The organism is Micromonospora sp. DH14, from assembly GCF_029809455.1.
Lineage (GTDB): Bacteria > Actinomycetota > Actinomycetes > Mycobacteriales > Micromonosporaceae > Micromonospora > Micromonospora parva.
On the sequence record NZ_JARVKT010000008.1, the window covers coordinates 145,926 to 158,183 of the forward strand.

Consider the following 12,258-nt stretch of genomic DNA (forward strand, 5'->3'; position numbering starts at 1 on the left):
GCCGCCGGGGGCATTGACGGTGATCCGGTTTGCCAGTAGACCTTGGTGATGGAGGCCCGCGAATGAGGAAAGCACCGCTCACGCTGGAACAACTGCGGGTCGCCGTCGCCGAGGGTGAGATCGACACCGTGGTGCTGGCCCTCGTCGACATGCAGGGTCGTCTCCAGGGCAAACGGTTCCACGCGCCGTTCTTCCTCGACCAGGTGGTCGCGAACGGCAGCGAGGGGTGCAACTACCTGCTCGCCGTCGACGTGGACATGAACACCGTCGACGGGTACGCGATGTCGAGCTGGGAGCGCGGCTACGGCGACTTCGCGATGGTGCCCGACTTCGCCACCCTGCGCCGCATGCCCTGGCAGCCCGGGTCCGCCCTGCTGCTGGCCGACCTGACCTGGCTGGACGGCTCGGGAGACGTGGTCGCCTCGCCCCGGCAGATCCTGCGCCGGCAACTGGACCGGCTGGCCGAGCACGGGCTGACCGCGTACGCCGGCACCGAGCTGGAGTTCGTGCTGTTCCGCGACTCGTACGAGGACGCCTGGCGGCGCGGCTACCGCGACCTCACCCCAGCCAATCAGTACAACGTGGACTACTCGCTGCTCGGCACCGCCCGGGTGGAGCCGCTGCTGCGCCGCATCCGCACCGAGATGGCCGGCGCCGGGCTCACCCCGGAGAGCGCCAAGGGCGAGTGCAACCTCGGCCAGCACGAGATCGCCTTCCGGTACGACGAGGCGGTGGCCTGCGCCGACCACCACGTCATCTACAAGAACGGGGCCAAGGAGATCGCCGCCCAGGAGGGCATGGCGATCACCTTCATGGCCAAGCCGAACGAGCGGGAGGGCAACTCCTGCCACATCCACTTCTCGCTGCGGGACTCGTCGGGCTCGTCGGCGATGCTCGGCGACGGGCCGGCGCACCTGAGCGAGACCGGGCAGCGGGTGCTCGCCGGGTTGTTGGCCACCATGCGGGAGTTCAGCCTGCTCTTCGCCCCGAACATCAACTCCTACAAGCGGTACCAGCCGGGCTCGTTCGCCCCGACGGCGCTGCGCTGGGGCGTCGACAACCGCACCTGCGCGCTGCGGGTGGTCGGGCACGGGCAGGGCATGCGGGTGGAGAACCGGGTGCCCGGCGCCGACGTCAACCCGTACCTGGCGATCGCCGGGCTGGTCGCCGGCGCGTTGCACGGCATCGACGGTGGGTTGGAGTTGGGGCAGGAGTGCACCGGCAACGCGTACGACGACCCGGAGGCCGAGCGCGTCCCCACCACGTTGCGCGACGCCCTGGCCCTGTGGGAGGGCTCGACGGTGGCCCGCGAGGCGTTCGGCGACGAGGTGGTCGCCCACTACGCCAACCAGGCGAGGGTCGAGCTGGCGGCCTTCGACGCGGCGGTGACGGACTGGGAGCTGACCCGTGGCTTCGAACGCCTCTGACCGCGCCGTCCGGGCCTCCGCTGGGTCTCGGGGCCGCCACTGGAGTCGATCATGAAGTTGTGGTGGGCGGTAGGTCGGTTGAGGCGTGCTTTGTCCGGCACCACAACTTCATGATCGACGAGGGAAGGGGTGGGTGGGGGCGTGACAGTTGTTGTTGACCCGGCCTCCGGGCAGGGGTTCCGGGAGGTTCCTGGGGCCTCGGTGGGGGACGTCGACGCCGCTGTCGCGCGGGCGGCGGCCGCGTTCGAGGCGTGGCGGGAGGTCGGGCCGGGGGACCGGGCGCGGTTGCTGCGGCGGTTCGCCGCCGTTGTCGACGCGCACGTGGACGAGCTGGCCGGGCTGGAGGTGCGCAACTCCGGGCACACCATCGGCAACGCCCGCTGGGAGGCCGGCAACGTCCGGGACGTGCTCGACTACTACGCCGGTGCCCCGGAGCGGCTGACCGGCCGGCAGATCCCCGTGCCCGGTGGGCTGGACGTCACCTTCCACGAGCCACTCGGTGTGGTCGGCGTGATCGTGCCCTGGAACTTCCCGATGCCGATCGCCGCCTGGGGGTTCGCCCCGGCGCTCGCCGCCGGCAACACGGTGGTGCTCAAACCCGCCGAGTTGACCCCGCTCACCGCGCTGCGCCTGGCCGAGCTGGCCCGTGAGGCGGGCCTGCCCGACGACGTCTTCACAGTGATCCCGGGAGCCGGTGACGTGGTGGGGGAACGGTTCGTCAGCCACCCGGCGGTCCGCAAGATCTGCTTCACCGGCTCCACCGAGGTCGGCACCCGGATCATGGCCGGCTGCGCCGCCCAGGTGAAGCGACTCACCCTGGAGCTGGGCGGCAAGAGCGCCAACATCGTGTTCGCCGACGCCGACCTGGAACGCGCTGCCGCTACCGCGCCGGGCGCGGTCTTCGACAACGCCGGCCAGGACTGCTGCGCACGGTCGCGGATCCTGGTCCAACGTCCGGTGTACGACCGGTTCCTGGAACTGCTCGAACCAGCGGTACGCGCGGTACGCGTCGAGGACCCGTCCCGCGACACCGCCGAGATGGGGCCGCTGATCTCCGCCGCCCAGCGGGACCGGGTCGCCGGTTACCTCACCGGTGCGACAGTCGCCTTCACCGGCTCCTGCCCCGACGGCAGCGGTTTCTGGCACGCGCCCACGGTACTGCTGGCCGACTCGCCAGCCGACCGGCACTGGCGGGAGGAGATCTTCGGCCCGGTGGTCTCGGTGCTGCCGTTCGACGACGAGGCGGACGCGATCCGGCTCGCCAACGACACCGAGTACGGCCTCTCCGGCTCGATCTGGACCCGGGACGTCGGTCGGGCCCTGCGCCTGGCCCGTGCCGTCGACTCGGGCAACCTCAGCGTCAACTCGCACTCCTCGGTGCGCTACTGGACCCCGTTCGGCGGGATGAAGCGCTCCGGGCTCGGCCGTGAGCTGGGCCCGGACGCGCTGCACTCCTTCACCGACGTCAAGAACGTCTTCATCGCGACAGAGGAGTGAGGCCAGTGCAGGGTCGGTTGCAGGACCGGGTGGCAGTGGTCACCGGAGCGGGCAGCGGCATCGGGTTGGCCACCGTGCGGCGGTTCGCCGCCGAGGGGGCCCGGGTGGTCTGCGTGGACATCGACGCGGAGGCCGGCGCGAAGGCCGCGCAGGAGTGCGGCGGCGAGTTCGTGGCCACCGACGTGGCCGACGAGTCGGCGGTACGCGACCTGTTCGACGGGGTGGCCGACCGGCACGGCCGGGTGGACATCGCGTTCAACAACGCCGGCATCTCACCGCCGGACGACGACTCCATCCTGGACACCGGCCTGGACGCCTGGGAGCGGGTGCTGCGGGTCAACACCACGAGCGTCTACCTGTGCTGCAAGTACGCCATTCCGCACATGCGGCGGCAGGGCAAGGGCTCGATCATCAACACCGCGTCGTTCGTGGCGTTGATGGGCGCGGCGACGTCGCAGATCGCGTACACCGCCAGCAAGGGCGGGGTGCTGGCGATGACCCGGGAGCTGGGGGTTCAGTTCGCCCGGGAGGGCATCCGGGTGAACGCGCTCTGCCCCGGCCCGGTCGCCACCCCGTTGCTGCTGGAGCTCTTCGCCGCCGACCCGGAACGGGCCGCCCGCCGGCTGGTGCACGTGCCGATGGGCCGCTTCGGGCAACCGGAGGAGATCGCCGCCGCGGTGGCGTTCCTGGCCAGTGACGACGCCTCGTTCATGACCGCCGCGCAGTTCGTGGTCGACGGTGGCATCACCGGTGCCTACGTGACCCCCCTGTGAGGAGCGCGAGGAGTGAGCCGGGTGTGCGAGTCCCGCAGCCGCGAACGGTGCCAACTCAGCGAAGGCCGCTGATCGGGGTCAGCGCGTACGTCGAGCCGGCCGACTGGGCTGTCTGGCGGGGTGTGCGGGCGGTGCTGGTGCCGGAGGCGTACACCCGGGCGGTGACGGCCGCCGGTGGCCGGGCGGTGGTGCTGCCGCCCGACGACGTGGACGCGGACGTGGTGGGTGTGCTGGACGGGTTGTTGCTGGCCGGTGGCGCGGACGTCGGTCCGGGGCGGTACGGCCAGCCGACCGACCCGCGCACCGAGGATCGGCCGGACCGGGACGCCGGCGAGCTGACGGTGTTGGCCGCCGCGCTCGCCGCCGGGCTGCCGGTGCTGGGCGTGTGCCGGGGGATGCAGTTGCTCGCGGTCGCGTACGGTGGCGCCCTGCACCAGCACCTGCCCGACGTGGTGGGTCACGAGGCGCACCGTCCGGCGCCCGGCGTGTACGGGGCGCACCCGGTGCGGTTCGCGCCGGGGAGCCTGGCCGCGTCGGTGCTGGCGGGGGTCGACCGGGTCAACTCGTACCACCACCAGGCGGTGGCCGACCCGGGCCGGCTCACGGTGACCGGGTGGGCGGGGGACGGGGTGGTCGAGGCGGTGGAGGATCCGGAGCGGCCGTTCGTGCTCGGGGTGCAGTGGCATCCGGAGAACGAGCGGGATCCCCGTCCGATCACGGCGTTGGTGCGGGCGGCTGACCAGCGGGTGTGACTGAGATCGCCCCCGCCGGTCGATGGCCCGGATGGGAGGATCGACGGATGGGCAAGGTCTACCCGGAGATCGACGGTCGTCTGCGTGAGTTCATCGCGGCCCAGCCGCTCTTCTTCGTGGCCACCGCGCCGTCCGGTGCCGAGGGGCACGTCAACGTGTCGCCGAAGGGCATGCGGGGCACGTTCGTGATCCTCGGGCCGCACCGGGTGGCCTACCTCGACTATCACGGCAGCGGCGCGGAGACCATCGCCCACCTGCGGGACAACGGCCGGATCACGCTGATGTTCTGTGCCTTCGACGGCCCGCCGAAGATCGTCCGGTTGCACGGTCGGGGCAGCAGCGTCGCGGTGACCGAGGACGGGTTCGCCGATCGGCTCGCCGAGTTTCCGGCACCGCCGGACGTGCACGCCGTCCGGGCTGTCATCAGTGTCGAGGTCGAGCGGGTCAGTGACTCCTGCGGCTACGCGGTGCCACTGATGGACTTCCGGGCCGAACGTGATCTGTTGCTCACCTCACACTCCCGCCGCAGCGCCGACGACCTGGTCGTCTACCGGGCCACCAGGAACGCGGCGAGCATCGACGGCCTGCCGGTCTTCTGACCCGTCGGCGCACCGGGATCACCGCCGTTCGACGCCGTGGTCGTCAGTACTGTCCGGTGCCCGACGGTTCAGGCGTAGCTAACCAGCGTCCGGCGCTCGTGATGCGTTACGTTGCCGGTTCGCTTGGGTACAAGTCGGAGCACGGCGGGTGAAGATCAACGGTCGAGGGGTACGGCCGGAGCGGGAGGCTGCATGAGCTCGGCCCAGGGGGGCGCGGACATCGGGCATCCCGGCGTGTCCGGTCACGAGACTTCCCCGATGCTGGCTGCCGCCTTCTCGGCCGGTGGCGAGATGGGCGACCGGTTGGCCCGCTTCGACTGGTCCTCCGGCCCGCTGGGTGAGCCCGGTCAGTGGCCCCCGGCGCTCACCACCGCGGTCGGGATGATGCTCGCCTCCAGTTCCCCGATCGTGATGTTCTGGGGCGACGAGCAGTTGGCCTTCTACAACGACGCGTACCGGCCGACCATCGGCGCCAAGCATCCGGACGTGATCGGCCAGCCGGCCCGCGCGTACTGGTCGGAGACGTGGGCGGTGCTCGGTCCGCTGCTCGACGGGGTACGGCGCACCGGGCGCTCCTACCGGGGCGAGGACCATCCCTTCCTGCTGGACCGGCACGGCTTCGTCGAGCAGACGTACTTCAACGTCTCGTACGACCCGATCCGGGGCGACGACGGTTCGGTCAGTGGCGTCTACTGCATCGTCAGCGAGACCACCGGGCGGGTGCTCGGTGAGCGCCGGCTGCGGGCGCTCTCCGAGCTGGGTGCCGAGCTGAGCGACATCGGCAGCGGCGTGGAGCTGGGCCGGACCGCCGCCGGTGTGCTCGGCCGGTACCGGGCCGACGTGCCGTTCGCCCTGATCTATCTGGTTGACGAGAACGATCAGGCCATCCTGGCCGGCAGCACCGGCACCACCCCACCCACCGCTGATGTCACCCAGCTGCTGACCCGGTTGATCGCCGATGGTTCGCCCGCCACCGTCGAGGTGGCCGGTCTGCTCGACGCGTCGCCGGTCGACGCCGCCGACCGGGCCCTCGTGCTGCCGCTCACGGCGACCAACCAGACGGTCGGCGCGCTGATCGTCGGCGTGGCCCGCCAGCTGCCGCTCAGCGACGACTACCGCAACTTCCTCGACCTGGTCGCCGCCCAGATCTCCAAGGCGCTCGGCACCCAGCGGGCGTACGAGGAGGAGCGGGCCCGGGCCGCCGAGCTGGCCGCGCTGGACCGGGCGAAGACCAACTTCTTCGCCAACGTCAGCCATGAGTTCCGCACCCCACTGACCCTGGTGCTCGGCCCGCTGGAGGACATGCTGGCCGACCCGGAGCTGCCCGCCGCCGAGACCGACCGGCTCACCATGATGCACCGCAACGCGCTGCGCCTGCTCAAGCTGGTCAACACCGTGCTGGACTTCTCCCGGCTGGAGTCGGGCCGGCTCGCCGCCCGCTACCAGCCCACCGATCTCGCCGGTTACACTGCCCGGCTGGCCAGCACCTTCCGCTCCGCCACCGACCGGGCCGGGTTGCGGCTGGTGGTGGACTGTCCGCCGCTGCCCACCGCGGTCTTCGTCGACCGGGACATGTGGGAGAAGATCGTCCTCAACCTGGTGTCGAACGCCGTCAAGTTCACCTTCGACGGCGAGATCCGCGTGCGGATCCGGGCCGTGCAGGGCGCGGCCCGGTTGGAGGTGACCGACACTGGCATCGGCATCGTGCCGGAGGAGCTGCCGCACGTCTTCGAACGGTTCCACCGGGTGCCGGGGGTGCGGGCACGCACCCACGAAGGCACCGGCATCGGCCTCGCGCTGGTCCGCGAGCTGGTCGAGATGCACGGCGGTGAGGTCGGACTGACCAGTCAGGTCGACGTGGGCAGCACCTTCACGGTGACCGTTCCGTTCGGCTCGGCGCACCTGCCGGCGGAACGGGTGGTGGCGTTCGACCCCCTGCCCCTCGGTGAGCCCGAGCAGGCCCGACTCTTCGTGGCGGAGACCGCGCTGTGGGCCGGTGTCGCGCCGGCACCCGAGGTCGACCGCCGGCCGGCGACGGCCCCGCCGGCCGGCCGGATCCTGGTCGTCGACGACAACGCCGACCTGCAGGAGCACGTCAGCCGGCTGCTCTCCCCGACCTGGGAGGTGGTCACCGCCAACGACGGGCTCGACGCCCTGCCGATGGCCCGCGAGGGCGGGTTCGACCTGGTGCTCACCGACGTGATGATGCCCCGGCTGGACGGGTTCGGGCTGGTGAGCGCGTTGCGCGCGGACCCGCGTACCCGGCATGTGCCGATCGTGCTGCTCTCTGCCCGCGCCGGCTCCGCGGAGGCCGTCGCCGGCCTCGCCGTCGGCGCCGACGACTACCTCACCAAGCCGTTCTCCGCCCAGGAGCTGATCGCCCGGGTGCGGGCCAACGTGGAACTGGGCCAGTTGCGCGGGCAGATCATCCGCCGGCTCCGGGCGTTGGCCGACGCGGCGGTGGCGGTGAACACCGCCCGATCCACCGCCGACGTGCTCCAGGTCGCCGCCCGGCACGCGTTGAGCCTCGCCGAGGCGGCCCGGGTCGTGGTCAGCGCGGCCGAGGCCCGCTTCGAGGCGGACGGCGGTGGCACCACCGCCGCCGACCCGTCCTTCGTGGCCGAGCTGACCGGCACCGCCGGTAGGAAGCTCGGTGAGCTGCAGGTCTGGCGGGCGCACGGCGACGAGGCGCAGGCCGACGACGCGGCGCTGACCCAGCTGGCCCGGCTCGTCGGCGTGCGACTGGAGAACGCCCAGCTCTACGAAGCCGAACACCGCATCGCCACCACCCTGCAGCACAGCCTGCTGCCCCGGTCGCTGCCGCAGTTGCCCGGCGCGGTGGTGGCCAGCCGCTACCTGCCCGGCAGCGCCGACGTCGAGGTCGGCGGCGACTGGTACGACGCTGTCGCGTTGAACGGCGACGAACTGGTGCTGGTCATCGGGGACGTGGTCGGCAAGGGCGTCCCGGCCGCCGCGGCGATGGGCCAGCTGCGCAACGCGCTGCGGGCGTACGTGCTGGAGGGCTTCGATCCGGGTGAGTCGCTGACCCGGCTCAACCGGCTGGTCGGCTCCACCGAGGGCCGATCCTTCGCGACGGTGGTCTGCCTGATGTTCAACCCCCGCACCGGTCGGCTGCGGTACGCGAGCGCCGGTCACCCGTCCCCACTGCTGATCACCGGAGGCGACGTGGCGTTCCTGCACGACCGGGCGCTCGGTCCACCGGTCGGCGCCCTCCCCGGTGCCACCTACGAGTCGGCCGAGGCCGAGTTGCCGGCCGGCAGTCGGCTGCTGCTCTACACCGACGGGCTGATCGAGGACCGTCAGCTCGGCATCGACGCCTCCCTGGCCCAGCTCCGCGTCGACGCGGCCGCCCCGAGTGAGCACGTGGTGGACCTGATCGACGCGGTGGTCGAGCGGGTCACCGGGCGGCCGCGCCGCGACGACGTCGCCGTCCTCGCCCTGGAGGCGGCGGAGCTGAACCGCTTCGCGCTGCGGCTGCCGGCGGACCCGACCCGGCTCAGCGTGCTGCGCAAGCGGCTGGAGGACTTCCTGGTCGCGCACTCCGTCGGCGAGACCGACCTGTTCGACCTGACCGTCGCCGTGTCCGAGGCCGCCGCCAACGCCATCGAGCACCCGATCCACCCCGCCGAGGCCATGATCAGTGTGGAGGTGGCCATCGAGGGTCGGACGGTGACGGCCACGGTGCGCGACAGCGGGCAATGGCGGGAGTCGACCGGCTCCGGCTTCCGGGGCCGCGGTCTGGCCCTGATCCGAGCGCTCGGCGACCTGTCGGTGCGGCGTACCGATGAGGGCACCGAGGTGACGCTGCGCCGGCAGCTGCAGGACTGACCGCGCGCCCGGCGGCGGCCGGGCACCCTGGGCCGGAGGGGGACTGCGACGCCGGCCCTAGGCCGGGTCGAGCCAGCTCTGCTCGCCGAGGCCGGAGATCTCCAGCACGCGACGGACCTGCCGGGACGGACGAACGGTGAGCGTGCCCGGAACCTGCTGGGCGAGCCGGACCAGGGCGTGGATGGCGGCCGAGTCGAAGAAGGTGACAGCGCTCAGGTCGAGAGTGATCTTCCCGGCGGGCTCGCGCAGGGCGGTCTGGAGCATCGTGTCCGCGGTCGCCATGTCGACTTCACCGGCCACCACCACGTAGAGGTGGCCGTCGTCGAGTTCGGCGCTGGCGGAGAAGACAGGCGGTGCTCCCCCTTGATCCACGCAGACACCTTGACACAGCCGTCCAGACAGGGCAACAACCTCCACCGGGCGGCCGTGGCGCGGCTCACCGGCGGTCCCGGCGATAGGCTTGCGCCATGACCGTCCGCCCGCCGCTGACACCAGGCACGCTCTCCCCGATGCGACCGGTGCCGTCCCAGATCGCCCGACCGGAGTACGTGGGCAAGACGAGCCCGCGACAGTGGCGTGGCTCGCACGTGCAGACGCCGGAGACCATCGAGAAGATGCGGGTCGCCAGCCGGCTCGCCGCCCAGGCCACCCAGCTCGCCGGCGAGCACTGCAAGCCCGGCGTGACCACCGACGAGATCGACAAGGCGGTGCACGAGTTCCTCTGCGACCACGGCGCGTACCCGTCGACGCTCGGCTACAAGGGCTTCCCGAAGTCCTGCTGCACCAGCCTGAACGAGGTCATCTGCCACGGCATCCCGGACTCCACGGTCCTGACCGACGGCGACATCATCAACGTCGACGTGACCGCGTACATCGGTGGGGTGCACGGTGACACCGATGCCACCTTCTTGGTCGGCGAGGTCAGCGAAGAGGCCCGGCTGCTGGTCGAGCGGACCCACGAGGCGATGATGCGCGGCATCCGCGCGGTCGCCCCGGGCCGCCAGATCAACGTCGTGGGCCGGGTCATCGAGTCGTACGCCAAGCGGTTCGGCTACGGCGTGGTCCGCGACTTCACCGGCCACGGCATCGGCGAGGCATTCCACAGCGGCCTCTACGTGCCGCACTACGACAGCCCGCGCCCCACGGACATCATGGAGCCGGGCATGACGTTCACCATCGAGCCGATGATCACCCTGGGCACCTACCAGTACGACATGTGGGACGACGGGTGGACCGTGGTCACCAAGGACCGGAAGTGGACGGCACAGTTCGAGCACACCATCGTGGTGACCGACGACGGCCACGAGATCCTGACGCTTCCATGAGTGACACCCCTGCGGCGCTGCGTGAGGCGCACCACGCGGACGTCTCCGGCGGCTGGCTGCGCCCGGCCGTCTTCGGCGCGATGGACGGCCTGGTCACCAACATCGCCCTGATCGCCGGCGTCGGCGGCGGTGGGGTGTCGCCCCGCAGCATCGTGCTCACCGGCACTGCCGGCCTGGTGGCCGGCGCGATCTCGATGGGGCTCGGCGAGTACACCAGCGTGCGCTCCGCCAACGAGCAGGTCGCCGCCGAGGTGGCGAAGGAGCGCCGGGAGCTGGAACGGCACCCCGAGGCGGAGGCCCGGGAGCTGGCCGACGCGTGGGTGGCCCGGGGTCTGCCCCGCGACCTCGCCACCCAGGTCGCCGAGGCGGTGCGGCGCGACCCGGAGGAGGCGCTGCGGGTGCACGTCCGCGAGGAGTTGGGCGTCGACCCCGACGACCAGCCCAGCCCGTGGGCCGCGGCGATCTCGTCGTTCCTGTTCTTCTCGATCGGCGCGCTGGTTCCGCTGTTGCCGTACCTGCTCGGCGCCACCGAACTCTGGCTGACCCTCGCCGTCGGCGGGCTGGGGTTGTTCGCCGCCGGTGCCGTGGTGGCCCGCTTCACCAACCGTCCGTGGTGGACCAGTGGGCTGCGCCAGCTGCTTCTGGGCGCTGCGGCGGCCGGCGCCACCTACGTGATCGGCGCGCTGATCGGTGTGTCGGGCGGGCTGTGAAGCGCGTCAGGTGCTGAGCAGCTCGTCGATGGTGCCGTCGACGGCGCGACCACGGGCGGCCAGCTCCTCGGCCTGCCGGGCCAGCACCACACCCACCTCGGTCATGTCCGCGCCGGCCAGACCGGTGCGGCGTACCGCGTCCCCCGGGTCACGGAAGTAGGTGCGACTCAGCAGGCCGGTCACCGTGGCCGCCGCCAACCGGGCCTCACCGAGCATCAGCAGGGCCTGGTCGGTCTCGTACCACTCGGCGAGCCGGGCCGCCCGGGAGTGTGCCGCGCTGCCCCGGTACCACGCCTGCCGGGCCGCGGCGCTGAACTCCGCCGGCCGGGCCCGGGCCAGCCGGCCCAGATGTTCGTCGCGCAGCGTCCGCAACCAACCCGTCGGATCGTGCAACGCCTGCGTGGTGACGTACCGGTCGGCGGTCAGCGGCCAGAGCGGGGTGAGCACCCGGGCCTGGGCCAGGTAGTCGTCGGCGGCGGCCACGGTCAGGTCGACGAGCACCCCGTCCACCCGCCGGGTCGCGGGCGGCGGACCGGTCCCGGGTCGGTAGGTGACCACCAGCATGCCCGCCTCGCGGTCCCCACCGCCGTCGTCGTCACCGTGCGCCAGTGGCCCGTGCACCGCGATCGCGAGCACGTCGGCCGGGAACCGCCGTTGGACGGCCTCGGCGACCCGCTCCGCGACCGTCCACCGTCGGTCGTCGAGACCCCGGTCGACACTGGCCTGTTCACTCACGGGTCCGCCTTTCGCTACCGAACGTCAGCCTAGCCAGCCGACGGCGGACCGTCGGGCGCGCCGCGCCCGGTGGGGGCCAGCCGGAAGATGTGGATCTCCCGGTCACCGGCCCGCTGCACGTACGTCCGGTACGCGGGCCACTCGGTAACCAGCAGCTGCCACAACCGGTCCCGTTCGGCGCCGGTCGCCCGCTCGGCCCGCACCGCCACCCGCCGGCCCTTCACGTCCACCTCGGCGGTGGGATCGGCGAGCAGGTTCATCGCCCAACCGGGGTGGTGCGTCTGCCCCCAGTTGGAGCCGATCACGACGTACGCGTCGCCGTCGGGCACGTAGACGAGCGGATTGCTGCGCGGCTTGCCGGAGCGGCGGCCGGTCGTGGTGATCACCAGGGACGGGATCAGGCCGAGCGCCACCACCCGGCCCCGGGTGAGGCGACCGACCATCCGATCGGCGGGGACCAGCAGCCGTGCGGCCGCGCCGAACCAACGATGATGACCGAGCCGACGGGTGACTCTTCCCAGCACTGACACGCCGATCAGTCTGCCGGCTGCCCGGCCCCGACGGCACCCCTGAGCGGTCCCCTTTCGGTCG

11 protein-coding genes are annotated in these 12,258 nt (G+C 72.0%); 8 read left to right on the forward strand and 3 right to left on the reverse strand.

Annotation, left to right across the window (positions count from 1 at the left end; genetic code table 11):
• Window positions 1-62 precede the first annotated feature (62 nt).
• The 6 genes from QCZ28_RS13440 (at window position 63) to QCZ28_RS13465 (ending at window position 8,897) form a co-directional block, all read left to right on the forward strand.
• The gene (locus QCZ28_RS13440) at window positions 63-1,427 is read left to right on the forward strand and encodes a glutamine synthetase family protein (RefSeq protein ID WP_279516960.1); all 1,365 of its coding nucleotides are present in this window, start codon (window positions 63-65) and stop codon (window positions 1,425-1,427) included.
• A 141-nt stretch (window positions 1,428-1,568) separates the two neighbouring features.
• Window positions 1,569-2,924, forward strand: coding sequence for an aldehyde dehydrogenase family protein (locus QCZ28_RS13445; protein WP_279516961.1), 1,356 nt, complete (start codon window positions 1,569-1,571; stop codon window positions 2,922-2,924).
• A gap of 5 nt (window positions 2,925-2,929) precedes the next feature.
• On the forward strand, window positions 2,930-3,697 hold the full coding sequence (locus QCZ28_RS13450) for a 3-oxoacyl-ACP reductase (RefSeq protein ID WP_279516962.1): 768 nt from the start codon (window positions 2,930-2,932) through the stop codon (window positions 3,695-3,697).
• A 47-nt stretch (window positions 3,698-3,744) separates the two neighbouring features.
• Window positions 3,745-4,449: a gamma-glutamyl-gamma-aminobutyrate hydrolase family protein gene (locus QCZ28_RS13455; protein WP_279516963.1), complete on the forward strand. Its 705-nt coding sequence runs from the start codon at window positions 3,745-3,747 to the stop codon at window positions 4,447-4,449.
• 47 nt (window positions 4,450-4,496) lie between these two features.
• Complete coding sequence (locus QCZ28_RS13460; protein WP_279516964.1) at window positions 4,497-5,048, forward strand: pyridoxamine 5'-phosphate oxidase family protein; 552 nt, start codon at window positions 4,497-4,499, stop codon at window positions 5,046-5,048.
• A gap of 192 nt (window positions 5,049-5,240) precedes the next feature.
• On the forward strand, window positions 5,241-8,897 hold the full coding sequence (locus QCZ28_RS13465; protein ID WP_279516965.1) for a SpoIIE family protein phosphatase: 3,657 nt from the start codon (window positions 5,241-5,243) through the stop codon (window positions 8,895-8,897).
• A 57-nt stretch (window positions 8,898-8,954) separates the two neighbouring features.
• Here the strand turns inward: QCZ28_RS13465 and QCZ28_RS13470 are convergent, their stop codons facing one another.
• Window positions 8,955-9,269: an STAS domain-containing protein gene (locus tag QCZ28_RS13470; RefSeq protein WP_279516966.1), complete on the reverse strand. Its 315-nt coding sequence runs from the start codon at window positions 9,267-9,269 to the stop codon at window positions 8,955-8,957.
• A gap of 95 nt (window positions 9,270-9,364) precedes the next feature.
• Here QCZ28_RS13470 and map point away from each other — a divergent pair, with 95 nt between their 5' ends.
• Together map and QCZ28_RS13480 are read left to right on the forward strand one after the other, a co-directional pair.
• Window positions 9,365-10,222 carry a type I methionyl aminopeptidase gene (map, locus tag QCZ28_RS13475; RefSeq protein WP_279516967.1) on the forward strand — a complete coding sequence of 286 codons (858 nt, stop codon included), beginning with the start codon at window positions 9,365-9,367 and terminating at the stop codon, window positions 10,220-10,222.
• Window positions 10,219-10,932, forward strand: a complete 714-nt coding sequence (locus QCZ28_RS13480) for a VIT1/CCC1 transporter family protein (RefSeq protein ID WP_279516968.1) — start codon at window positions 10,219-10,221, stop codon at window positions 10,930-10,932. The genes map and QCZ28_RS13480 overlap by 4 nt, the downstream gene beginning before the upstream one ends.
• Before the next feature lie 6 nt (window positions 10,933-10,938).
• On the opposite strand, the gene QCZ28_RS13485 is transcribed toward QCZ28_RS13480, so the two are convergent.
• Both QCZ28_RS13485 and QCZ28_RS13490 read right to left on the reverse strand, forming a co-directional pair.
• A complete protein-coding gene (locus tag QCZ28_RS13485; RefSeq protein ID WP_279516969.1) occupies window positions 10,939-11,667 on the reverse strand; it encodes a nucleotidyltransferase domain-containing protein in 729 nt (242 codons plus the stop codon).
• A gap of 29 nt (window positions 11,668-11,696) precedes the next feature.
• Window positions 11,697-12,197, reverse strand: coding sequence for a nitroreductase/quinone reductase family protein (locus tag QCZ28_RS13490; protein WP_279516970.1), 501 nt, complete (start codon window positions 12,195-12,197; stop codon window positions 11,697-11,699).
• Window positions 12,198-12,258: the final 61 nt, after the last annotated feature.